Annotated in this window: 19 protein-coding genes and 1 riboswitch; of the genes, 12 read left to right on the top strand and 7 right to left on the bottom strand. The window is 68.2% G+C overall.

Annotated elements, in window-relative coordinates:
• Positions 1-72: 72 nt before the first annotated feature.
• Positions 73-1,086, bottom strand: coding sequence for an ABC transporter substrate-binding protein (locus tag M1247_RS27285; RefSeq protein ID WP_317159522.1), 1,014 nt, complete (start codon positions 1,084-1,086; stop codon positions 73-75).
• Between the two features lie 69 nt (positions 1,087-1,155).
• Positions 1,156-1,342: riboswitch (cobalamin riboswitch) on the bottom strand.
• A 95-nt stretch (positions 1,343-1,437) separates the two neighbouring features.
• On the opposite strand from M1247_RS27285, the gene M1247_RS27280 reads away from it, so the two are divergent.
• The gene (locus M1247_RS27280; protein WP_317159521.1) at positions 1,438-2,526 is read left to right on the top strand and encodes a methyltransferase; all 1,089 of its coding nucleotides are present in this window, start codon (positions 1,438-1,440) and stop codon (positions 2,524-2,526) included.
• Here the strand turns inward: M1247_RS27280 and M1247_RS27275 are convergent.
• The 3 genes from M1247_RS27275 to M1247_RS27265 are packed head-to-tail and all read right to left on the bottom strand — an operon-like array spanning position 2,498 to position 4,855.
• A complete protein-coding gene (locus M1247_RS27275; protein WP_317159520.1) occupies positions 2,498-3,151 on the bottom strand; it encodes a TetR/AcrR family transcriptional regulator in 654 nt (217 codons plus the stop codon). The genes M1247_RS27280 and M1247_RS27275 overlap by 29 nt on opposite strands.
• Positions 3,152-3,167: 16 nt before the next feature.
• Positions 3,168-4,052, bottom strand: a complete 885-nt coding sequence (locus M1247_RS27270; protein ID WP_317159519.1) for a MurR/RpiR family transcriptional regulator — start codon at positions 4,050-4,052, stop codon at positions 3,168-3,170.
• A 5-nt stretch (positions 4,053-4,057) separates the two neighbouring features.
• Positions 4,058-4,855 (bottom strand): class II glutamine amidotransferase, encoded by a 798-nt coding sequence (locus M1247_RS27265; protein ID WP_317159518.1) that lies wholly within the window; start codon positions 4,853-4,855, stop codon positions 4,058-4,060.
• A 112-nt stretch (positions 4,856-4,967) separates the two neighbouring features.
• On the opposite strand from M1247_RS27265, the gene M1247_RS27260 reads away from it, so the two are divergent.
• From M1247_RS27260 to M1247_RS27245, 4 genes are read left to right on the top strand one after another with little or no spacing between them, the layout of a single operon-like run.
• A complete protein-coding gene (locus M1247_RS27260) occupies positions 4,968-6,287 on the top strand; it encodes a type I glutamate--ammonia ligase (protein WP_317159517.1) in 1,320 nt (439 codons plus the stop codon).
• Positions 6,288-6,312: 25 nt separating this feature from the next.
• Positions 6,313-7,806 (top strand): APC family permease, encoded by a 1,494-nt coding sequence (locus tag M1247_RS27255; RefSeq protein WP_317159516.1) that lies wholly within the window; start codon positions 6,313-6,315, stop codon positions 7,804-7,806.
• Complete coding sequence (locus M1247_RS27250) at positions 7,803-9,098, top strand: aspartate aminotransferase family protein (RefSeq protein ID WP_317159515.1); 1,296 nt, start codon at positions 7,803-7,805, stop codon at positions 9,096-9,098. Before M1247_RS27255 ends, M1247_RS27250 begins: the two co-directional genes overlap by 4 nt.
• On the top strand, positions 9,085-10,257 hold the full coding sequence (locus M1247_RS27245) for an amidohydrolase family protein (RefSeq protein ID WP_317159514.1): 1,173 nt from the start codon (positions 9,085-9,087) through the stop codon (positions 10,255-10,257). The genes M1247_RS27250 and M1247_RS27245 overlap by 14 nt, the downstream gene beginning before the upstream one ends.
• Before the next feature lie 17 nt (positions 10,258-10,274).
• Here M1247_RS27245 and M1247_RS27240 read toward each other — a convergent pair whose 3' ends face one another.
• A complete protein-coding gene (locus M1247_RS27240) occupies positions 10,275-11,429 on the bottom strand; it encodes a glycoside hydrolase family 3 N-terminal domain-containing protein (protein WP_317159513.1) in 1,155 nt (384 codons plus the stop codon).
• A 60-nt stretch (positions 11,430-11,489) separates the two neighbouring features.
• Between M1247_RS27240 and M1247_RS27235 the strand changes: the two genes are divergently transcribed.
• Entirely contained in the window at positions 11,490-11,663 is a 174-nt protein-coding gene (locus tag M1247_RS27235; RefSeq protein ID WP_018602702.1) for a DUF2613 domain-containing protein, read from the top strand.
• A 1-nt stretch (position 11,664) separates the two neighbouring features.
• Positions 11,665-15,882: an alpha-(1->3)-arabinofuranosyltransferase domain-containing protein gene (locus M1247_RS27230; protein ID WP_317159512.1), complete on the top strand. Its 4,218-nt coding sequence runs from the start codon at positions 11,665-11,667 to the stop codon at positions 15,880-15,882.
• On the opposite strand, the gene M1247_RS27225 is transcribed toward M1247_RS27230, so the two are convergent.
• Entirely contained in the window at positions 15,874-16,821 is a 948-nt protein-coding gene (locus M1247_RS27225; protein WP_317159511.1) for a R2-like ligand-binding oxidase, read from the bottom strand. The two genes, M1247_RS27230 and M1247_RS27225, sit on opposite strands and share 9 nt — an antisense overlap.
• Before the next feature lie 39 nt (positions 16,822-16,860).
• A complete protein-coding gene (locus M1247_RS27220; protein ID WP_317159510.1) occupies positions 16,861-18,465 on the bottom strand; it encodes an MFS transporter in 1,605 nt (534 codons plus the stop codon).
• Positions 18,466-18,547: 82 nt separating this feature from the next.
• Here M1247_RS27220 and M1247_RS27215 point away from each other — a divergent pair, with 82 nt between their 5' ends.
• From M1247_RS27215 to M1247_RS27195, 5 genes are all read left to right on the top strand, one after another.
• On the top strand, positions 18,548-18,877 hold the full coding sequence (locus tag M1247_RS27215; RefSeq protein ID WP_317159509.1) for a GNAT family N-acetyltransferase: 330 nt from the start codon (positions 18,548-18,550) through the stop codon (positions 18,875-18,877).
• 113 nt (positions 18,878-18,990) lie between these two features.
• Positions 18,991-19,716, top strand: a complete 726-nt coding sequence (locus tag M1247_RS27210) for a GntR family transcriptional regulator (protein ID WP_317159508.1) — start codon at positions 18,991-18,993, stop codon at positions 19,714-19,716.
• A complete protein-coding gene (locus tag M1247_RS27205; protein ID WP_317159507.1) occupies positions 19,713-20,480 on the top strand; it encodes a sulfite exporter TauE/SafE family protein in 768 nt (255 codons plus the stop codon). Before M1247_RS27210 ends, M1247_RS27205 begins: the two co-directional genes overlap by 4 nt.
• Before the next feature lie 123 nt (positions 20,481-20,603).
• Positions 20,604-23,405, top strand: a complete 2,802-nt coding sequence (locus tag M1247_RS27200) for a helix-turn-helix transcriptional regulator (RefSeq protein WP_317159506.1) — start codon at positions 20,604-20,606, stop codon at positions 23,403-23,405.
• Positions 23,406-23,450: 45 nt separating this feature from the next.
• Positions 23,451-24,422 carry a phosphotriesterase family protein gene (locus tag M1247_RS27195; protein WP_317159505.1) on the top strand — a complete coding sequence of 324 codons (972 nt, stop codon included), beginning with the start codon at positions 23,451-23,453 and terminating at the stop codon, positions 24,420-24,422.
• The last annotated feature ends 8 nt before the right edge of the window (positions 24,423-24,430 follow it).

Below are 24,430 nucleotides of genomic sequence, written 5' to 3'. Positions count from 1 at the left end.
GAGGCCTCCGCGGAAGTGGCATCCAACGACGGCGGAGACCCCGCCTGGATCAGGGCCTGCGGGGCGGGCCGCTCATTTGTCAGCCTCGTTCAGGGCACGCAGCCCGGCCGTGATTGTCTCGACGGCGTCGACATTGCGCAGCGAAGGGTCCATCGCGGTTCCCGGTAACACGATCCATCGGCGTTCCCGTACCGCGGTCAGTCTTCTGGCGACCGGATCGGTTTCGAGGAAGCGGATCTTGGCGGCGGCGCTGTCGCCGTCGTCGCCCCGGGTGAGGTCGGCCAGCACGAGCACATCGGGGTCGCGGTCCAGGATCGCCTCCCACGAGATCTCCGGCCACAGTTGGCGGTTGTCGGCAAAGGCGTTGTGTGCGCCGACCGCGGTGGTGATCATCCCGGGCGCACCGCAGCAGCCAGCGATGTAAGGCGCCTTGGTTCCGGCGTACCACCACATCAGCGAGACGCCGTCGGCATCGGCCCCCTCACCCGCGTCGACCATTCGCGCTTTCAGCGAGGAGGTCAGCTGGTCGCCACGGTCGGGCACACCGAACATCTTTGCCACATCGGCAATTTCGCCGTACATGTCGTCGAAGGTGAGCGCACGTTGCTGATCAGCATCCTGGCCGCCACATTCGCTGGACGACTGATAGGTGGGCACACCGAGACGCTCGAACCGCTCACGAGGGGCGACACCCTCGTTGGTGAAAGACCAGTCGAAGGTGGCGTAGACCAAGTCGGGATTTTCTTTCAACACCCGTTCGAGCGAAGGGAAATCACGGGTCAACACAGGCACTTTGGCGTTTTCGGCGGCGAGCTCGGGACGCACAGAATCGCTCCACGAGGCACTGCCTGCGATCCGGTCGCCCAACCCGAGCGTCAACAGCAGCTCGGTCGCGGGTTGGTTGATCGAGATCGCGCGTTGCGGTGGCGCTTTCACGGTCACCGTGCGTCCGCAATTCTCCAGCGTGACGGGGTATCCGGGCGGCCCGGCAGCGGGTTCCGGGGACTGCCCGGTGCCGGCACCGCAACCTGCGATGAGCAGGACTGCGAGCACAAGCGGGCCAATGAGGCGAAAACGTTCAGACACGACGGCGCCTTCCGATCCGGGACTCGATCGCGGAGTCCATCCGATGGTCGAGCCTCGCGCCGCCGGACGGCGTCAAGGCCCGAGCCAGCAGGTTTTCGGACTCGGGATCATCCGGGCGGAGCGCCTTCCCAGCCCCTCGACGGGGCCAGTGGCCGCTGCTCCGCCCGTCCTCCACACCGCTGCGCGTCAGTTCCGGTCTCCCACCGGATTCCCTGACCCAACCTGGTTGGGTTCGACTGGCTCGACCGGACCATACCAGCGCATCCGGCGACTCAATCATCGGATTAATGATAATCGTTTTCATTAATCGACAATCGGGTACCCCGGTCATGCCGGCTTTACAGTCATCCGGTGACTACCGCCAAGGTGCCGCCGGTCAGGTTGGTTCGCGCTGCCGAACGCGTCCGCCACCACCTACGCCGCCTCTACCAACGCTCGGTCCCGCCGCCCGTGGCGATGCTGGAGATGATCCTTGGCGGCTGGGTGGCACAGGGCATCACCGTGGCCGCCGAACTCGGGATCGCCGACGCGCTGGCGGACGGACCGCTACGGCCCGATGAGCTGGCCCGGCGCATCAACGCTGATACCGACGCGGTGGACCGACTGTTGCGCGCGCTGGTCGGCGACGGGGTGTTCCGTCGTACCCGCGACGGGCGCTATGCGCTGAACCCGCTCGCCGACACCCTGCGCACGGATGCACCCGTATCGATCGGGGCGATGGCGCGATTCGTCGGCTGCCCCCAGCACCGCGAGCACTGGAGCCATCTCGGCGATGCGGTGCGCACCGGGGAAGCCGTCGTCCCGAAGCTGCGCGGCATGGGCGCATTCGAGTACATCGCCTCCGAGCCCGGCCTCGGCGAGATCTTCAACGACGCGATGACCAGCGTGTCGGAGTTGGCGATCGCCCCGGTGGTGGCCGCCTATGACTTCACCCGGTTCACCACCATCGCCGACGTGGGCGGCGGACATGGCCGGCTGCTGTCGGCGGTCCTGCTCGCGGCTCCTTCGGCGCGCGGCGTGCTCTACGACCTGCCGCAGGTCGTCGAAGGCGCCCCGGAGTTGTTGGGCAGGTACGGAACAGCGGACCGCGTGCAGGTCGTGGAGGGGTCCTTCTTCGACAGCGTCCCCGAGGGCGCCGACGCCTACCTGCTCAAGAACATCATTCACGACTGGCCCGACGAGCAGGCGCTGACGATCCTGGGCAACATCCGCGCGGCCGCCAGGCCAGGCGCGACGCTGCTCCTGGTCGAGGCGGTCATTCCCGACCATGACCGGGAATTCATCGGCAAGTGGACCGATATGGAGATGTTGATCGGTATCGCCGCGCGGGAACGCAGCGAGGCCCAATACCGCAAGCTGTACGAGCAGGCGGGTTTTCAGCTCACCGCAGTGGTGCCGACCGCGTCACCGTTCAGCCTGGTGGTCGGTCGGGCGGTGTGATCTGACCCGCCGCCACGGATTGCCCACCCGCATCCGACGGGGTGCCTTTCAGGCCCCGCCAGAACAGGTTGATCATCAGCTCGGCGGCATCGTTCACGTCGGCGTCCCCGGTACTGACCCGGGTGGCGATGGCTTCCCCGGCGCCCACCAGCGCCACGGCCATCATCTCGAAGTCACTGTCGGGCTGAGGATTACGGGTACCTGTGCTGAGCAACCTGGCCACCAGGTCGATGATGCGCTCACGTCCTTCGCGCACGGTGTGCGCGAACGCCTGTGAGCTGGTGGCCTGGGTGTAGAGCACCATCCACGACGCGCGGTTGGTGTCGATGTAGGTCAAAAACGACAGCACCGCGGTGCGCAGCAGGTCCTTGGGGCTCTGACTGAAGTCGATCTGGCCGCGGACCACATCCACGAACCGCGTCAGCTCGCGGTCGAGGCAGGCACCGAAGAGTTCTTCCTTGGAGCCGTAGTACAGATACAGCATCGGCTTGGAGATCTCGGCTTCTGCGGCGATCGCGTCCATCGACGTCTCGTGATAGCCGTTCATCGAGAACATCTGCACCGCAGCGTCGAGCATCTGCTGCTCACGGACGGCGCGCGGCAGCCGCTTGGTTCCACCTGCCATCCGATCAGACTAACTGTCAGCCGAGCAGCTCAGCGCGCCGTTGCTCCTCCCACAGCGCCATCCGGGTCCGCGCCGGCTCCCCGACGGTGTCCATGACCAGTGGGATGAGCAGTTCGGTGAGCAGGAAACCGGCCGCCATGCTCTGGTAGGTGGTCCCCACCGTGCTCGACGCCGCCAGTACGACTTCGGCATCGGGGGCCACCGGACAGGTGAGGTCATCGGTGATGAGCAGCACCGTCGCGCCCGCACGGTGCACGCGGCGCGCCAATTCGGCGGCGCTGCGCTGATAGCGGTGGTAGTCGAACAGCACCACCACGTCGGTGCGGGACAGTTCGAGCAGCGCACCGAGGTCCCGGCCCACCGGGTCGCCCAGCACACGCACGCCCGGCCGTAGCTGTTCCAGATGCGCGGCCAGATGCATGGCCAGCAGGTGCGAGAACCGGCCGCCATGCAGATACACCGTGCGGCTGGTATCCGAGAGCAGCGCGACTGCGGCCTCCACCGCGGATTCGGGCAACAGCGCCAAAGTCTGCGCGGCCCGGTCGTTCTGCGCCCGGCCCTGTTTGAGCAGCCGATCGAGCAGGCTACCGGCCGACGGCGCATCCGAGAGCCGCGTGATCGGCCCGCTCGATCGGGCCGACAGCTCTGCGCGCAGCGCCACCTGCAGATCGGCGAAGCCGTCGTAACCCAGGGATTGGGCGAACCGCAGTACGGTCGGCGGGCTGACCTCTGCACGTTCGGCGAGCCGGGCGGCACTGGCCAGCCCAGCGCTCGGATAGTCCGCGAGCAACGCCCGGCCCACCCGCCGTTCCGCCTTGCTGAGCGTCGGCAGCGCCGCAGTGGCGCGCGCCTCCACCGTCGTCGCTGCGTTTGCGACGGCTTCCGAAGCGTCCTGTGCCACGCTGCTCAATCTGCCATGACGGGCACTGAGGTCATCGCAAGGTCCGTCATGGAGATGGCGGTGACGCTCTCGGGCGGCAACGGTTGCCAGTCCAGATCTCCGAATCCCGTTGACCCGACTGCCAGGGTCCCCACGGCGGTACGCGCCCACCGCAACGCGAAGTAGTCCTCCAGATGTTCGGTGGGCAGGTCGGCAGCGGTGATCTCGTCGACATCCTCCTGGGGCAACCGGCTGTGGGCGTGCGCGTGCACCGCAATGAGCTGCCCCTCCCCGAGCACCAGCGCATTGAGGCTCGCCTCCGGATACAACGGACGCAGCTGCGCGACAGCGCGACGGACCGCCTCGGCAAGATCAGGCGCGCGACGACGGTGCTCGCGGATGATTCCGAAGTAGCGCTCACTGTCGGTCGTGCCACGCAGGGACGCGGCGATATCCGGGTCGAGGAGCCTATCGAGCGGGCCGACGGGCTTGATGGATCCGTTGTGCGCCATCGCAATCCCATCCACCAGGAACGGGTGGGAGTTCTCCGGCGCAACAGCGAGGCCGTTGGTCGCCCAGCGCAGGTGCACCATGCCTGCCAGGGCCGCGCGGCCGCCGACTGCGGCGGCGAAAGCCGGATCATCCAGGGCGCTGCCTGCGGACACCTCGACTTGCGGACGGCTGCCCGCTTCATTCACCTGGGCAATGCCCCAGCCGTCGCCGTGCACCTTGGTCAATGCGACGAAATCTTTGAGCACGTGGGCGCCGACGGCGTCCGAAACGGATATCGGCGTCGTCGACACGACACCCAGCAGTCGGCACATTGGTCCCCCTCCGCGACAAAATTTAACAAATCGATCCTAACGCGCCGATATTAAAGAATTTGAAACATTTATGACATAGCGTGCTCGCAGACCCAGGACGTCAGGAGGGCCCATGGGGGCAGTCATCACGCCACGTATCGACGAATTGCGCGCCGAGGGCGTACAGATCGTGGCCGGATCGCTGACCGACCTTGCGGGCGTGACCCGCGCCAAATATGTTCCACTACACCGCCTCTCGGCATTCCAGGATTCCGGAATGGGGGTATCGCCGTCGTGGAGCGTGTTCTGTGTGGACAGTGGGATCGCCTTCACCCCCAGCATCGGAGTGGTCGGCGACCTGCGCATCCGCATCGACCCCGCCGAACTCTGCCTGATCGACGACGGCGTGGCGTGGGCCCCGGGCAGCCTGTACGACCAGCACGGCGAACCGGCAGCGCTGTGCACCCGGTCGCTGCTGGCAGAGGCCGAGAGAGCCGCGGCGGCCCGCGGCCTGACAGTCCTCGTCGGCGCGGAGTTGGAGTGCACGCTGCTCGCACCCGACGGCGGGCACGCCACCACAGATCCCTGGTCGCCCTACGGCATGCGCACCTCGCTGGACCGGTCCGGATTCCTGGTGGACCTCACCGTCGCCGCTGACCGGGCGGGACTGCAGGTCGAACAACTGCACACCGAATACGGCCACGACCAGTTCGAACTCTCGCTGGCGCCCGCCACGCCTGTGGCCGCCGCCGACGCCGTCATCCTGGCGCGGATCGTCATCGGGCGGGTCGCGGCCCGGCACGGGTTGAAGATCTCGTTCTCTCCGGTCCCGTTCGCCGGTGAGGCCGGCAACGGGGCACACCTGCACCTGTCGCTGGCCGACGACGCCGGGCCGCTGTTGTCCGGTGGCGACGGCATCCACCACATGCGGCCCGCCGGGCAGAACGCCATGGCCGGGGTACTCGACGGTCTGCCGGATCTACTAGGGGTGTATGCCGGCTCAGTGCTCTCGGCCGCCCGTCTCAAACCCGGGAACTGGGCGGGCGCCGCCAAATGCTGGGGCCTGGAGAACCGCGAGGCCGCCGTGCGATTCATCGCGGCGACGCCGGGGAACCCGCGCGGCGCCAACATCGAACTGAAGATCATCGATCCGAGCGCCAACCCCTACCTGGCCGCGGCGGGGCTGCTCGGCAGCGCGCTGCGGGGCATCGACAAGAACCTGCAGTTGTCCGCCGAGGTGACCGGCGACCCGGCTACCAGCGATGCCCAACCGCTTCCGGCCGACCACCGGACGGTCATCGAGACCCTGGAAGCCTCGGCGATCGCCGCGGAGCTGTTGACACCCGCGGTCGTCGAAGGACTCGCCGCCGTACGGCACCACGAACTCGCCACATACGGCGAGCGCCCCGCCGCAGAGACCACCCAGGCACTCCGCCTGGCCTGGAGTTGCTGATCCGCGCACCCCGAAGGGAGCATCGATGACCACCAGCGCCGCCCCGGACACCGATCAACTGCCACACCGACGCCTCCCCTTCTGGGTGGCGCTGGCGCTGTCGGTTGCGACGGTGGGTCCCACCCTGGCGATGTCGGGCAATGGGCAGGGCCTGATCGGCACGGTCGGCAAAGCCCTGCCACTGGTATTCCTCATCGGCCTCGTCGGTGTGTCGCTGGTGGGCTACAGCTTCGTGCGGCTGACACGTCACCTCAACCACGCGGGATCCGCCTACGCACTGGTGGGTGGCACGGTCGGACCGCGGGCCGGGTTCTTCTCGGGCTTCGCGATGCTCGGGGCCTACGTCGGCTTCTCCATCGGAACCCTTGCGCTGACAGCAGCTTTCACCAATGCCTTCATCGCGCAGCTCCAACCGGGCAACGAGAACCCGTACCAGCTGCCGTGGCTCTGGGTCGTGGTGGTGGGCGCGGTCATCTCGTTCGCGCTGGCGGGCCGCGACATCCGGCTGCTGGCCAAGGTGCTGCTGGGTATCGAAGGCATCGGCATCGTCGCGATGGTGGTGCTGGTCATCGCGATCTTCGCCCGTGGCGGCGCCGACACAACCGGCATCGACTTCAGCGTGTTCTCGTTCTCCGGTGGCGGCGTCTCGGCTTCGGCGGTGCTCAGCGGTGTGGTGGCGGCGTTCCTGTCCTGGGCCGGTTTCGAGGCGTGCGCGTCCATGGGTGAGGAGACCGACAACCCCGGTCGCAACATTCCGCGGGCGCTGGCAGGCACGCTGATCCTCACCGGCGTGCTGTTCGTCGTGGTGATGTTCGCCCAGGTCGTCGGGTTCGGCACCGATGAAGCCGGGCTCGCGGCATTCCAGGGCTCGGGAAACACCTTGGGCGACTTGGGCAGCAGCTACATCGGGCAGTGGTTCTCGCTGCTCATCATCTTTACTGCGACGGTCGCGGCGTTCGGCTGCCACATGGCCACCGCTGCGACGTCGGGCCGCATGCTCTACGCCTTCGGCCGCGACGGATTCGGCCCGAAGGCCCTGGCCCACATCCACGAAGGCACCGGCGGGCCGCGGCGGGCCACCTGGCTGGTGGTGGTCCTGGCCCTGGTCGTCGACCTGATCTGCGGGGCCCTCGGCTGGCCGGACATGGGCACCGGCAACGCCGCGATCGACACGTACTTCCTGTTCGCCGTGGCCGGTTCGGTGTGTCTGATGGTGTGCTACCTGTTGGTCGAGATCGCGGCCGCCTGGTTCGTCGGAGCGCCCAAGTTCGCACGCGTGCACGGCGGCCAGGGCAAGGTGCTCGGACTTGCCCTGCCCCTGCTCGGCGCCGTGGTGATCGCCGTGGTGCTGTGGTTCAACGTCAAGGATGCCGAAACCTTCACGGCTGCTCCGCTTCTCGGGCTGTACTGGTGCGCGGTGGGACTGGTGATCGCGCTGGCCGCCTCGGGCATCGCCAAACGGGTGGGTGAATCACTGACCGCCGAACTGGCCCTCACTCCGCCGGTGGAGGTCCGATGAGCACGCTCTATGCCCGCGACGAGGCCGCGGTTGCCGGAATCGAGAAATTGCGGTTCTTCCCGCTGGAAGTGGTTTCGGGCCGCGGCAGCACGCTGATCACCCCCGAGGGCCGCGAGCTGCTCGACCTGTCGGCGACGTGGACGGCGTGCGGTCTCGGGCACGGGCATCCCGCGGTGGTCGAGGCGGTCAGCAGGGCGGTGCGCAGCGCACCGGGGGCCGGTGGCCTGTCGGCGGTCCACCCCGATTCGGTCGGGCTCGCCGAGGATCTGCTGGCGCTGGTCCCGGGCACCGGTGAGCGCCGCGTGTACCTGGGCCATGCCGGGTCCGACGCCAACGACGTCGCACTGCGGGCCTGCCGGCATGCCACCGGGCGGCGCACCGTGCTGGCCTTCGAGCACAGCTACCACGGTGGCGTCGGCGTCGCGATGGGTGTGTCCGGGGTGCACGTCGACGCGGGTGCCGCACCCGATGCCGATGCGGTCTTTCTGCCGTACCCCAATCCTTTCCGGCCCGCGGGCGGTGACATCGACGCCGACGTCCACGCGTGCCTCGACCTTGCCGACCGGCACCTGGCCACCGGTACGATCGCGTGTCTGATCGTCGAGCCGATCCTGTCCGACGGCGGCCTGGTGGTTCCACCCGACGGCTTTCTGGCCCAGTTGCACGAGCGGTGCCGCCGCCACGGCGTGCCGATGATCTGCGATGAGGTCAAGATGGGGCTGGGCAGACCCGGCACCCTGCACGCCTTCGAGCACGACGCGGTGGTGCCGGACATCGTCACCTTCGGCAAGGTGCTGGGTGGTGGCCTGCCGCTGTCGGCTGCGGTCGGACCGGCCGCGTTGCTCGACGCGCCGCCTGCCGCGGCGCTGCTGACCACCGCGGGTAATCCGGTGTGCACCGCGGCGGGCCGCGCCGTGCTGGCCACCATCGTGGGCGAGGGTCTCGCCGAGCGGGCCGCGAAAGTCGGTGCGCTCCTTCAGGATGGCTTGCGTGCGCTCGATACCGACCTGATCGGCGACGTCCGCGGCCGCGGGCTGGCCATCGGTGTCGAGCTTGTCGACCCGGTCACAGGGGCCGGCGATCCGCGCCTCGCCGCCCAGGTGGTCTACCGTGCCTGGGAGCTGGGCGCGGTGGTGTACTACGTGGGCGGCAACGTCCTGGAGGTCACGCCCCCGCTGGTGCTGACCGACGACGAAGCGGTGCGCGCCACCGAGATCCTCGGTGCGGCCATCGCCGACGCCGCCGCGGGAAAAGTCGATGCCGAGGAGGTGGCACGGTATGCCGGATGGTGAGCTCGCGGACGTGTTCGACGGCGTCCACGACGAGGTGCCCGAGGCGTTGGCCGAACACCTGCGCACGGTCAGCCTGATCGACCATCACGTGCACGGCACCTTCGACAAGCCTGTCGACAGAGCCGGATTCGAGGCGTCGATCAACGAGGGCTCCACCGATCCCGTCCCCGATTTCATGACGCAGTTCGACTCACCGCTGGGCCTGTCCATCCGGCGGTGGTGCGCCCCGGTGCTCGGGCTGCCCGCCCACGCCGACGCCGACGCCTACTGGAAGCGCCGCAGTGAACTGAGCCCCGACGAACTGTCGTCGCTCATGCTGCCGTTGGCCGGTGTCCAGCGGTGGGTGGTCGACACCGGATTCCAGGGCGATCTCATCACCACCCCGGAGCGGCTCACCGAACTCAGTGGGCGTCCCTCGTCGGTGATCCTGCGGCTGGAACGCCTCGCCGAGGAACTCCTGGAGTCAGGGACAGATCCTGACGATTTCCCTGCCGCGTTCCGCGGTGCGCTTGCCGAGGCGGCCCGGTCGCCGGAAACTGTCGGCACCAAAACCATTGCAGCCTACCGCTGCTCGTTTGACATCGACTGGTCACGACCATCGGATGCCCAGGTGATCGAGCACGCCAGGGCGCTGGCCGCGGGGCCATCGACACGGCTCGACAGTCCGGTGCTGATCGCCTTCGGGGTGTACGAGGCCGCCGATTGCGGCCTGCCCATCCAGGTGCATGTCGGGTTCGGCGACCGAGATCTGGACCTGCACCGCACCGACCCGATGCTGTTGCTGCCGCTGCTGCGTGCCATGCCACCCGTGCCGGTGCTGCTGTTGCACTGCTATCCGTTCCACCGTCAGGCGGGCTATCTGGCGCAGGCGTTCGACCATGTGAATTTCGATGTGGGCCTTGGCATCAATTACCTCGGCGTCCGATCGATCGGCCTGGTGGCCGAGGCGCTGGAGACGGCCCCGTTCGCCAAACAGCTGTACTCCTCGGACGCGTTCGGTCCGCCGGAGCTGCATCTGTTGGGTTCGGTGCTGTGGCGCCGCGCCATGGGTGTGGTGCTGGGCGGCTGGGTGCGGGCCGGGGACTGCTCCGAGTCCGACGCGATCAGGATCGTCGACATGACCGGGACACACAACGCGACCCGGGTGTACTCATTGTGACGATCAGCCTGTGACGGTCAGCCGCAGTGCGGTCCGCCCTTGGCCGTGACGTTGCGCTCAAGGGCGGCATCGACCGCGGCCTGGTTGAGCTCACCGTCGGCCAGGGCCTTCTCCAGCCCGTCGAGAACCGCGGGCACCTCGTCGGTGGTGATCCACAAGGCGTTGTCGGCGCCGGCCTGCAACGCCTTGAGTACGGCCGCGGCCACACCGTAGCGCTGGTTGATCGCCGCCATGCTGGACAGATCGTCGGTGTAGACCAGGCCGTTGAATCCCGGGCCGCCGTAGCCTCCGGAGCGCAGCAGGTCGTAGGCGGGACGGCTGAGGCTGGCCGGGTCCGGGCCGGTCAGCCCGGGCACCTCCAGATGGCCGACCATCACGGCGACCGGGGCGGCCGTGGTCAGGGTCCGGTACGGCACCAGATCGTTGTTCTGCAGTTCGGCGAGCGGCGGTGTGGTGACCGAGCCGGTGTGCGAATCGCCCGAGCCGTGGCCATGGCCGGGGAAATGCTTGAGCACCGGCAGCACGCCCGCGTCGCGCAGGCCGCGTGCGTAGGCGCCGGCGTAGTCGGTCACGGTGGCCGGGTCCGCGCCGAAGGACCGGTCACCGATGACGGTGTCGTCGGCATCCGACGTGACGTCGACCACGGGCGCGAAGTCCACGGTGATGCCGAGCCCACGCATCTTGTGGCCGCGTTCCAGCGCGATCCCGTACACCTCGTCGGGGGTGTGGGTCCTGGCCAGCTCGCGAGCCGAGGGCTGGCTGCCGATCAGCGGGGCCAGCCGCGACACCCGGCCACCCTCCTCGTCCACGCTGACCGCCAGCGGGATCGAACCGGCGGCGGCCGCCGTATCGGCCAGCGAACCGTCGGTGAGCATCGACAGGTCGGTCCAACTGCCGATCATGATGCCGCCGACGTGCTGTTCGGCAACCACAGCGCGGGCGTCGGCTCCATCGGTGACACCGACCGTCAGCAGTTGCGCGAGTTTGTCCCTGGCGGGAAGGCTGGCCAGGTCGCAGGTTTGCGGGGCCGGCGCGGCGGGCAGCGGCCCGGTGGTGCTCATCGGCTGCATCTCGGGCGACGACGTCTCTGAAGACGGCGGTGCGCTCGGCGAGCAGGCCAGCAGCAGTCCGGACAGGGCCACGAAGGTCGCAAGGATGCGCGGTGAAGCCATGGGCCCCGACCCTAGCCGCTGCAACGGCGATCTCCGATGCCACCATGCTAGGTTGGCCGGGTGAACCGGTTTGTCGTCCCCTCCGCGGCCAGCATTGTGGTCGGCCTGTTGCTGGGCGCGGCCGCCGTCTTCGGAGTGACGCTAATGGTGCAGCAGGATACGAAGCCTCCGCTGCAAGCGGGCGACCCTGCGTCATCGGTGCTCAACCGGGTCGAGTACGGCGACCGTACATAACTTGGATGCGCCGCTGTCGCGGCGGGCGGCCGCGCCGCTTCCGCTGTCTCGGCGCTGGTTGTGGGTGGTCGCTGCGGCGAACCTGGTCCTGACTTTCGCCCAGTCGCCCGGACAGATATCGCCCGATACGAAGCTCGACCTCACCGCGAATCCACTGCGGTTCCTCACGCGTGCGTTCAATCTGTGGAACAGCGACCTACCGTTCGGGCAGGCGCAGAACCAGGCTTACGGCTATCTCTTTCCGCACGGCACGTTCTTCCTCATCGGTGATCTGCTCAACGTTCCCGGCTGGGTGACCCAGCGGTTGTGGTGGGCGCTGCTGCTGACCATCGGCTTCTGGGGTGTGCTCCGGGTCGCAGAGGCGCTCGGTATCGGCAGTACGAGCTCCCGGGTGATCGGCGCGCTGGCCTTCGCGCTGTGTCCGCGGGTGTTGACGACACTGGGCGCGATCTCCTCGGAGACGCTGCCCATGATGCTGGCGCCGTGGGTGCTGCTGCCCGTCATTCTCGCCCTGCGCGGGCAGCACAACCTACGTCTGATGGCCGCGCGGTCGGCCGGGGCCCTCGCGCTGATGGGCGCGGTGAACGCCGTCGCGACGCTGACCGGCTGCCTGGCCGCGATCATCTGGTGGGCCTGTCACCGGCCGAATCGGCTGTGGTGGCGGTTCACCGCCTGGTGGTTCGGCTGCGCGGTGCTGGCGGTCACCTGGTGGGTGGTGGCGCTGGTGCTTCTCGGCCGGATCAGCCCACCGTTCCTGGACTTCATCGAGTCCTCCGGCGTCACCACCCAGTGGACCTCGCTGACCGAGATGCTGCGCGGCACAGACAGCTGGACACCCTTCGTGGCACCCAGCGCGACCGCCGCCGCCTCGCTGGTCACCAGCACCGTCGCGGTGCTCGCCACCACGCTGGTGGCAGCGGCGGGGCTGGCGGGCCTCGCACTGCGCTCGATGCCCGCGCGGGGCCGGCTGATCACCATGCTGTTGATCGGCGTCGTGCTGCTCGGGCTCGGGTACTCGGGCGGGCTGGGTTCTCCCGTCGCGCTACAGGTCCAGGCGTTCCTGGACGGTGCGGGGACGCCGTTGCGCAACCTGCACAAGTTGGAGCCGGTGATCCGGCTGCCGCTGGTGCTGGGCCTGGTGCATCTGCTGGGCCGGATACCCCTGCCGGGCAACGCACCGCGCCCGGTGTGGGTGAACGCGCTGGCCCACCCCGAGCGTGACAAGCGGGTGGCGGTCGGCATCGTGGTGCTCGCGGCGCTGGCCGCAGGCACCTCGATCGCCTGGACCGGGCGGCTCACCCCACCGGGGACATTCAGCGCGATACCGCAGTACTGGCACCAGACCGCGGACTGGCTCGATGAGCACAACTCCGAACGCAGCCGCGTGCTGGTGGCGCCCGGCGCACCGTTCGCCACCCAGGTGTGGGGCAACAGCCATGACGAACCACTGCAGGTACTCGGCGACAGTCCGTGGGGTGTACGCGATTCCATTCCGCTGACACCACCGGAAACCATCCGGGCCCTCGATTCGGTCCAGCGGTTGTTCGCCGCCGGGCGCCCGTCCGCCGGCCTCGCGGACACCCTGGCCCGCCAGGGCATCGGATATGTGGTGCTGCGCAACGATCTGGATCCGGACACCTCCCGCTCGGCCCGGCCGGTGTTGGTGCACCGGGCGATACAAGGGTCGCCGGGCTTGGAGAAGGTCGCCGAGTTCGGCCAACCGGTGGGCCCGGGAACCTTGGAGGGCTTTGTCGCCGACAGTGGTCTGCGGCCGCGCTACCCCGCCGTCGAGATCTATCGGGTCGACACCGGCGCGAAGGATCCATCTGCGCCCTACCTGGCCGACACCGACACGCTGACCCGGGTGGACGGGGCTCCTGAGGCACTGCTGCGCCTCGACGAACGCCGCCGACTGTCCGGACTGCCGCCGCTGGGACCGATGTTGCTGAGTTCCGACGCAGAGCGCGCCGGGCTGCCCGTGGATGGCGTGGTCGTCACGGATACCCCCCAGTCGCGGGAGATCGACTACGGCCGGGTCGACGACCATGCGTCGGCGATCCGAGCCCCAGATGACCTGCGCCACACCTACAACCGTGTACCCGACTACCCGTCCAAGGGAGCCGACCCGGTGTACGGCCGATGGCTGGGCGGACGGTTGTCGGTATCGAGTTCGGCCGCCGACTCGACCGCGCTGCCCAACGTCGCGCCCGCCACCGGGCCCGCCGCGGCGATCGACGGGGATCCGTCCACCGCGTGGGTGTCCAACGCACTGCAGGCCGCCGTAGGACAGTGGCTGCAAATCGATTTCGACCACCCCATCACCAACGCCACGCTGACCATCACGCCCAGCGCCACCGCGGTCGGCGCCCAGATACGGCGGATCGAGGTGGCCACCGCCACGGGCAGCAGCAGCCTGCGGTTCAAGACCGCCGGGGAGCCGTTGACCGTGCCACTGCCCGTCGGCGAGTCCCCGTGGGTGCGGATCACCGCGGCGGCCACCGACGACGGATCGGCGGGTGTGCAGTTCGGCCTCACCGATCTGGCGGTCACCCAGTACGACGCGTCCGGCTTCGCCCATCCGGTGAATCTGCGCCACACCGTGGAGGTACCGGGTCCCCCGCCGGGCTCGGTGGTCACCCAGTGGGATCTGGGCACCGAACTCCTCGGGCGGCAGGGCTGCGCGGAAAGCCCGGTGGGCGTACGGTGCGCGGCGGCGATGGCGCTGTCCTCCGAGGAACCGGTCAACCTGAGCCGCACCCTGACCGTGCCGCAGGACACCGAAGTACGCCCCACGGTGTGGATCCGCCCGCGGCAGGGCCCACACCTGGCCGATCTGGTGGCCCAACCCGGCGCCACCAGGGCCTTCGGTGACGCCGATCCCATCGACGTGCTGGGTTCGGCGTATGCCGCCGCCGACGGTGACCCGCGCACCTCGTGGACCGCACCGCAGCGCGTCGTCCAGCACAAATCACCGCCGACCGTGACCCTGGAGTTGCCGGCCCGCACCGAGGTGGGCGCATTGCGCATCGACCCGGGATCCACTGAGCCGCCTGCACATCCGACGCTGGTCTCGGTCGACCTCGGCGACGGTCCGCAGGTGCACAAGTTGTCCGGTGACGGTGAACCGCAGACACTGGAACTCAAGTCCCGCGTCACCGACAAAGTGACGGTGTCGCTGCTCGGCTGGAACGACATCATCGACCGCACCTCACTCGGATTCGACCAGCTCAAACCGCCAGGACTGGCGGAACTGACGTTGTTCGACAGCCGCGGCGCCGCGATCGCTCCCGCGGACGGTGCGGCCAACCGCAAACGCGCCGTGTCGATTCCGTGCGGTAAGGGCCCGATCATCGGTGTCGCGGGCCAGTTCGTCCAGACATCAGTGGACACCACCGTGGGGGCCTTGCTCGACGGAGATCCGATCCCGGCCCAGCCGTGTCGCACCCAACCGATCGCGCTACCCGCCGGAGCCCAGGAGTTGCTGATCAGCCCCGGCTCGGCGTTCATCGTCGACGGGGTGGCCCTGGACACGCCGCAGTCAGACGAAATACGTCCGGCGACAACGCATCCCGTTGACGTGGCGGCGTGGGGACCCGATCGCCGTGAGATACAGATGTCCCCCGCGGCGACGACCCAGACCCTCGTGGTGCCCGAAAGCGTCAACCCCGGCTGGATCGCCCGCGACGCCGACGGCACCCGACTGGAGCCGGTGACGGTCAACGGCTGGCAACAGGGCTGGCTGGTCCCGGCAGGCACCGCAGGCACGGTCACACTGTCCTTCGACTCGAACAACCCCTACCGGATCGGGCTGATCGGCGGGCTGGCACTGCTGCCGATCCTGGCGTTGCTGGCCCTGGTGCCTGCGCGACGTCCGTGGCAGCCGGCGGCGCCCGCACGGCCTTGGCAGCCCGGACCGCTGCTCGCAGGCGCGGCGGTGCTGGCCGTCGGTACCGCGGTGTCCGGAATGGCGGGTCTCGCCGTCGTCGCGGGCGTGCTGGGGATCCGTCAGCTGCTACTGCGGCGCCGCGAATCCTGGTGTTACAACGTCACCGTCGGCACCGCGGCCGGTAGCTTCATCCTGGCAGGCGCGATCCTGTCGCAGAATCCGTGGCGGTCGGTCGACGGCTATGTCGGCCACTCCGCCGGGGTCCAGGCGCTGGCGTTGATCGCGCTGGCCTTCGTGGCTGTTTCCGCGGTCGGAGAACGCGAGTCAGGCTGACGCCGACGCTGCGAGCGCCCGCTCATCCTCGTCGGCGAATGTGTCCTCGAGCTGCAACGGTGTGTAATCGACGTCGATCTCGGCGAGCGGACGGCCCCTGGCGCTGCTGATCGTGCCGAACCGCCGCATACCCTTGTCGCTGGAGTACTGCAGGAACTCGTCCTCGGCCAGGCCGAACGGAATGTTGGGGGCGTAGAGGGCGAAGCCTTCTTCGGTGAGCCGCAGCGCCAGTGGGATGAGCTCGGTCATCCGCGTTTCGAACACGGTCCAATTGGCGTCGTCGGCGGCGACGTGGCGGCGACAGGTGAAGGTGCCCCACGCCATATGGCGCCGCTCGTCGTCACCGATCCGCCGGATCAGCTCCTGCATGCCGGGCAGAATGCCGCGGTCGACGCAAATCTTGTGCCACGCATAGTATCCCGTGAGTGCCAGCATGCCCTCGACGACGTGGTTGTACACCACCGACGCCCGAACCTGGGCGGCGGGCGACGGATCGGTCGTCAGCGCGCCCAAAGCGTCGGGCAGCTCATCGCAGAAGATCTGCCGGTAGGCCGGCAGGTCGTCGAGGTAACTGTGCAGGTCCTCGGTGATCCCCACGGCGTCGAGCCACATGCGGAAGACCTGGGTGTGCTTTGCCTCCTCGAAGGCGAATTGCGTCAGGTACATTTCGTCGCCAAGGCGACCCTCGGCCCGCATCGCGCCCATGAAGGGCTGAATGTCCTTGGTGACGGCCTCCTCGCCTGCGATGAACTCGGCGCACAGCCGGGTGGCGTACTCGCGCTCCCGGCCCGACAGGGCCTCCCAGTCCGCCCGGTCCCGGGAGAAGTCGATGTCGGCCGGATCCCAGAACTTGGCGTTGCCACCGGCGAACAGCTTCAAGGGCAGGCTGCTCCAGTTGAGTCCACCCGCACCGAGCGAGCCGAAATGTGTCTGTGTCATGAGGTCGACCTCCTCAGGTACAGCTGATGGTGAGTCACCTCACATTAAACGCGCCTTCACCGCGATGAGGTGCGCTGACGTCGGTTCACCGTCCACGAACTGCTCAACGGCCTGTTCGAGGATCAGGTCGTTACCGGTCAGCCTGGTCAGGTGCTGACGCAGGTGTTCTCCCCACGACCGCACGATGAACGCTTCCACGAAGGTGGCGTCCTGATCACCGCTGCGGAAAAGCTGCCATTGCGAGGCACCGGTGCGCTGCCGTGACCGGCCGAGGCCGGCCATCGCGGTGAGGAACCCGGCCTCGTTGTGGGGCTGGACGCGATAGGACACCAGCACCAGGACCGGACCGTCGGGCGGTTCCGGCTCGAAGACCAGCGCCGGTTCGGGCCAGTGCGCCGACGGTGTCAGATCGATGCTGCCGGTGCGGGCGTGCAGCGGCCAGACGAACGCGGACAGCGCACACACCACCAGCAGACCCGCACTGATCAGCAACGCTGTGACGCTACTGGTGCCACCGGCGACGAAACCCCAGACCAGCGAGCCGATGGCCTGCCCGCCCATGAACACCAACTGGTACACCGACAGCCCCCGCGCCCGCACCCACGCCGGCAGGCTGAGCTGCATCGAGGCATTCAGCGTCGAGAGCGCCAGTAGCCATGAGGTGCCGCCGATGACCAGGGCTGCCAACACCACGGCCATGTTGTGCACGAGCGCCAGGACCGCGGTTGCGCCGGCGAACCCGACCGCGGCCAGGGCCAGCAGCATGTTCTGGCCGAACAGGGCTTGGAACTGCGAGAGCACCAGCGCCCCGAGAACCGCGCCGACGCCGAGCGCACCCAACAGCAGCCCGTATCCGGAAGATGACAGGTGCAGCTGATCATTGGCGATCACCGCCAGCAGGCCCCACAGTGCGCTACCGGGCGCGATGAACAGCACCGCGCGCAGCAGGATCCGCCGCACGATGGGCGAACTGCGGATGAACCGTCCCCCGGCACTGAGCGCGGAGAGCGGGCGTTCGGCGGGCAGCAGCTGCTCGGGGGCGGGGCGACGCCAGAAGACGAGGACGGCCACGATCCCGGCGAACGACACCGCGTTGAGCGTGAAGACCAGCGTCGGTCCGGACAGCGACACGAGCGCGCCTGCGATCGCGGGTCCGATCGCGCGGGCCGCGTTCATGCTCATGCTGCCGAGTGCGGCCGCGGCCGGAATCTGTTCGCGCGGGACAAGATCCGGCTGGATCGCCTGCCATGCCGGGGCGGTGAGGGCCTGACCACAACCGATCATGAACAACAGCATCAACAGCACCGATGGGGTGGCGAGCCCCGCACCGGTCAGCGACGCCAGCGCCGCCACGCCCGCCGCCATGGCGCCCTGGGTGGCGATCAGCAGCCTGCGCCGGTCGACCAGGTCTGCGAGGACACCGGAGGGCAGCGCCAGCAGCATCACCGGCAGCGTGGTCGCGGTCTGCACGAGCGGAACCAACACCGCTGCCCGCGGATCGTCGACCAACATCCACTGGGCCCCGACTGTCTGCATCCACGTACCCAGGTTGGAGACGAACTGGGCGATCCACAGTGCGCGGTAGATCGGCGACGCCAGCGGCGCCCACCCCGAAACCCGCACGACACCCGGTGGCTCTGTCACGTGCGCTCCCCCTCCCGGATGTCCGCCCCTGGCCGATGGATGTGCACGCATGATGTTGCCTTGCTGCGGCATAGTTGGGGTCATGTCAGCTGACAACACAGCGGTGCGCAACGTCCCTGAAGCCGGCCGCTACGAAATCACCCTCGACGGTGACCGCGTCGGGTTCGCCGACTACGTCGACGCCGGTCAGCAGCGCATCTTTCATCACACGGAGATCGACGAGAAGTTCGGCGGCCGCGGCCTGGCAGGAGACTTGGTGTCTGCGGCCCTCACCGATACGCGCGCGGCAGGCAAGAGGATCGTCGCGGTCTGCCCGTATGTCGCGAAGTACGTCTCCAAGCACTCCGAGTTCGGTGACCTGGTCGACCCGGCCACCCCCGAGGCGCTTGCCGCGGTCGAAGCCCGCAACTAACCCGGGTGGCGGAGCGCGCTGCGGCGAGGCGCAACCGCCTGTTCACAGATTCACGCAGGTCAGGTCGGGTGGCGTAACAATGGCGTAACAGCAGTCAACGTAGCGTGGCCGGCATGGACCACATGCGGCCGCGCGCTGAGCGGGCTCGTCGGGTGGCCGACGACTTGCGACAGCAGATCACCGAAGGCCGCTTCGCCGGTAGTGCGCTACCGGACGAAAGAAGCCTCGGCCGACAACTGGGGGCCTCCCGCAACGCGGTCCGCGAAGCCCTGGATCTGCTGCGGCTGGAGGGGCTGATCGTGCGACGGCGCGGTGTGGGTACCACGGTGGTGATGCCCAAATACGGCCATGGACTGGACCGACTGGCGGGTCTGGCCGAGACGCTGACCGGCCACGGCTCCATCGTCAACCACGTGCGGGTCGCCGAGAAGGTCGCGGTCCTCCCGGAAGCTGTCGCTGCCCGCCTCGAGGTGCCGGCCGAATCGGGCGGGGTGCATCTGGAACGACTGCGATCGCTCAACGGGCTGCCGCTCTCCCTGGACACGAGTTACCTCACCGCCGACGTCGGTGCCGCGGTCCTAACCGGGGATCTGGAGAGCCAGGATGTGTTCGCCCTGATCGAAGAAACCACGGGCTGCCGGCTTGCTCGAGCCGACGTCGCGGTGCATGCGCTGTGCGCCGACCCCGACACCGCGGCGCTGCTCGCCATCGAGGCGGGATCGGCGGTATTCGCACTTGAGCGACTGACCCGCCTGACAGATGGCCGCGCGGTCGACGCGGAATCGATTCGCATCCGCGCAGATCGAATGACGTTGCACGCAACCCTGTTCCGCACGTGACGGCCGACCTCAGCCTGACGGTCGTGATCGCGCTGGCCGCGTTCGGGTTCATCGGCGGTGTGGGCATCACCGCGGTCGGCCCAGGTGGCGTGCTGCCCACCATCGCGTTGTTCGCGCTGACCGATCTGACACCGGCGCAGGTGGCAGGCACCGCGATCGTGACCCACATCGCCACCGGGGCGCTTGCCACCGCCGCCTACACCCGTTCTGGTCAGCTACGAAAACCGGCGACCCGGCGCACGGCACGGCTCCTGTCAGCGGCCGCAGTGGCCGGCACTCCCGTCGGGGTGACCGTCAATACGATTGTGTCCGAACGAGTTTTCGGATTGATGCTGGCCACTTTCGTGGTGGGCGTGGCGGGCCTGCTGTGGATTCGCGACCACGAGGATCGGGGTGACGCCCGACCACACCCATCGACATTTTCAGTGGCCGCGCTGGGATTCACGGCGTCCATGGCGGCGGGCATCGTGGGCATCGGCGGGCCGATGCTGACGGTTCCCCTGCTGATCGCGCTCGGCACCCCCATCTTGGAATCGCTTGCCGCTGCCCAGGCCCAGTCGATCGTGATCGCAACCGTCGGTGCCGTGGGTTACCTCGCCCACGGGGCGATCGACTGGTCCCTGGCCGCCGTGGTGGGCATCCCCGAACTCGCCGGCGTACTGCTGGGCTGGAAGATTGCCCACGTGTTGCCGTCCCGTGGACTCAAGTACGCCTTGATCATCAGCCTGCTCGCGCTCGGTCCGTACCTCGCCTGGCAGGCTTGACGACCTGCCGCCGGGGGTCCGCCCGGGTCCTCAGAGGTCAGCGGAGTCCGGTCGTCTGGCAGCACCCTGCGTCGCCGTCGGGCAAACGGTAAAGTGCCCTCGGACAACGGACACGGGGTATCGATGGCGAACAAGGGCCCGGGACAGCACCTGCGCGGACGCAGCGGCGAATGCGAGGTGCTTCGTGGTCTGATATCCAATCTCCCATCCCGGGGCAGCCAGGTACTGGTGGTGCGCGGCGAGGCAGGCGTCGGTAAGACCGCACTGTTGGAGTATCTGGCCGAGCAGGCCTCGGGATTCCGCATCACCCAGGTGGCCGGCGTGGAATCCGATATGGAGCTCGCGTTCGCCGGGTTGCAACAACTGTGCGCACCACTGTTGGACCATGTCGACGAGTTACCGGAGCCGCAACGCGAGGCACTGAGCGTGGCGTTCGGCCGCGGGATCGGACCGACCCCGGATCGCTTTCTCGTCGGGTTGGCGGTGCTGAGCCTTCTGGCGGCCGCCGCAGATGAGCAGCCGCTGCTCTGCCTCGTCGACGACGCCCAGTGGCTCGACCAGGTCTCGGTACAGACGCTCGGATTCGTCGCGCGACGGCTGCTGGCCGAACCGGTCGTGCTGGTGTTCGGCGCGCGCGATCACGGTGCCGACGTGCTCGCCGGACTGCCGGAGCTGGTCGTCAACGGCCTGTCCGAAGGCGATGCACGCGAATTGCTGGACTCGGTCCTGCTGGGCCGGATCGACGAACGGGTACGCGACCGCATCGTCGCGGAGACGCGCGGCATTCCGTTGGCCCTACTCGAAGTGCCCAGAAACGTGTCTGCTTCCGAACTCTCCGGCGGCTTCGGCCACCCGGGCAGGGCCGGCGTCCGTCCATCGGCAGGGCAGGTCGAGGAGAGCTTCATCCGGCGCATCCGGGCGTTGCCGGCCGAGACTCAACGGCTGGTACTCGTCGCCGCGGCCGAACCCGTGGGAGACGCCGCGTTGTTTCTGCGTGCGGCAACACGGTTGGACATACCGGTTGACGCGCTGGCGCCGGCCGAAGCCGCGGGTCTGGTCGAATTCGGGCCGCGTATCCGTTTTCACCATCCCCTGATGCGCTCGGCCGCCTACCGCGCGGCCGATCCCGCCGAGCGCCGAGGCGCCCACCGCGCGCTGGCCGAGGCGACCGACCCGGACACCGACCCCGATCGGCGGGCCTGGCATGCCGCCAACGCGGCGGTCAGGCCCGACGACGCGGTGGCAGCAGAGCTGGAGGCCTCTGCCGACCGCGCCCAGAGTCGCGGCGGGATCGCGGCCGCGGCCGTCTTTCTGGAACGAGCCGCCGCGTTGAGCGCCGACCCTGCATTACGAGGCGCCCGGGCAATCGCTGCGGCCCAGGCCAAGCGCGATGCGGCGGCGCCGGAAGCCGCTTACGAGCTTCTCTCGATTGCCGAACTCGGCCCGCTGAGCGATCTGCAACATGCGCAAGTGGCTCGGCTACGCGCCCAGATGGAGTTCACCCGCAGCCGGGCAGGTGAGCCTGGTGCACTACCGGTCGCTGACGCCGCAGCACTGCTTCTCGACGCGGCGCGCGGGCTCGAAATTCTGGACGACGACATCGCGCGCGACACCTATCTCGAGGCGCTCGCCGCGGGCATGTTCGCCGGCCGGCTGAGTGAACCTGGCGCTCTGGGCAAAGCCGCCCAAGCTGCTCAGGCCGCGCTCGGTCGACTTCCCGAGCTCCATCGGCCGATCGACTTCCTGCTCAACGGGATGGCCTACCGGCTGGCCGGCCGCGTCAAGGACGGCGCCCCACCCCTGCGTACCGCGCTGGAACTCTGGTGCACTCATGCACAGCGGGGTGAAAGCCAATCGATGCGCTGGCTCACCTTGGCTTTTCCGATCGTGCAGGAATCCGCTGCGGCCGAGTTGTGGGATGACAGACTGCTGGAACATCTGGCGAGCGTGATGGTCCGATACGCGCGGACAACCGGAGCGTTGGCACTTCTGCCCTCCGCCCTCGCTTACCGTGCCGGTGTTCACATACTGGCTGGCGAATTTACCATGGCAGCAACACTTCTCGATGAGGCAGAGGCGATTTCCGCGGCGACCAACAACAAGCCGATCCGATACCACCGACTGCACCTGGCGGCCTGGCAGGGAGGCGCAGGCGACGCGGTTGGCCTACTCGAATCGGCGGCTGAAGTTGCCGTCCGAAAGGGGGAAGGCCGGCTGCTCGGGGTATGCAGCGGAATCAGCGCGATTCTCTACAATGGGCTGGGCCGATACGAAGAGGCTTTCATCGCCGTCGGCCAAGCTTGCGAGTACGACGACTTCGGCTTCGGCGGCTGGTGTCTGTTCGAACTGGTTGAAGCCGCAATGCGCAACAGCGAACCCGCTATCGCCGAACAAGCGGTGCGTCGGCTCAAAGAAACGGCGGGCGGCAGCGGAACCGACTGGGGGCTCGGCGCACTCGCCAGTGCCCAGGCTCTGCTCGCTGACAACGACGAAGCCGACGCACTCTTCAATGAAGCCATCGAGCGCCTGCAACGCACCAACGTCGTCGTTCATCTCGCCCGCACCCGGCTGCGCTACGGGGAATGGTTGCGTCGCGCGAATCGGCGCGTCGACGCCCGTCGACAACTTGGCGATGCTTACGAAATGTTCACCAGGATGGGCGCGGAGGCCTTCGCCGAACGCGCCCGCCGTGAGCTGGTCGCCGCCGGCGAAAAAGTGCGCAAACAACCGCTCAGCACGGGCGACGAGCTCACCGCGCAGGAAGCGCAGATCGCCCGACTGGCCGCTGACGGCCTGACCAATCAGGAGATCGGTGCACAGCTGTTCATCAGCACGCACACGGTCGAATGGCACCTGCGGAAGGTGTTCGTCAAGCTGGGCATCACGTCGCGCCGGCAGCTCCGCACGATTTCGTGGGCAAGCTGACGGTATAGCCTCCGCGCCGGCCCACAGGCTCCTAGCATCGGCACGGTGCCGAACGTGAACACCGCCAGGGGAACCATCGACACGGCAGATCTCGGCGTCACGCTCATGCATGAGCATGTGTTCATCATGTCCACCGAGCTCACGCTGAACTACCCCGAAACCTGGGGCGACGAGGCGCAACGGGAAGCCGACGCGGTCGCCCGGCTCACCGCGCTGAAGGCCCGCGGAGTGGACACGATCGTCGACCTCACGGTGATCGGTCTCGGCCGCTACCTGCCACGCATCGCGCGGATCGCGGCCGCCACCGAGCTCAACATCGTGGTCGCGACCGGGCTGTACACCTACAACGACATTCCGGTGACGTTCCACTTCCGCGGCCCCGACCCCGATGGCGTCGATCCGATGACCGCACTGTTCGTCCGCGACATCGAAAAAGGGATCGCCGATACCGGCATCAAGGCCGCAATCCTCAAGTGCGCCACCGACGAACCCGGTGTCACCCCGGGTGTCGAGCGCGTACTGCGGGCCGTCGCGCAGGCCCATCGCCAGACCGGGGTACCGATCTCCACCCATACCCACGCCGCCAGCCGGCGCGGTCTGGAGCAGCAGCGCATCTTCGCCGAGGAGGGCGTGGACCTGTCCAGGGTGGTGATCGGCCACTGCGGTGACACCACCGACATCGGTTACCTGGAGGAGCTGATCGCCAACGGCTCCTACCTCGGCATGGACCGGTTCGGGATCGACGTCTTCCTGCCCTTCGAAGAACGCGTCGAAACCGTTGCGGCACTGTGTGAACGAGGCCACGCCGACAAGATGGTGCTCTCCCACGACACCTGGTGCTATTTCGACGCGCTGCCGGACGAGATGACGGCGGCGGCCTTGCCCAACAGTCACTATCTGCACATCCACGACGACGTCATCCCGGCCCTGAAGCGACGCGGGGTCACCGCGGACCAGATCACCACGATGCTCGTGGACAATCCACGCCGGATCTTCGAGCACTCGGGTGGGTACTGAAGCACCGC

Origin of the sequence: Mycobacterium appelbergii (assembly GCF_032883035.1) — a bacterium.
GTDB lineage: Bacteria > Actinomycetota > Actinomycetes > Mycobacteriales > Mycobacteriaceae > Mycobacterium > Mycobacterium appelbergii.
Note: the sequence above shows the minus strand (reverse complement) of the source record. Positions and strands in the feature narration are given on the sequence as shown.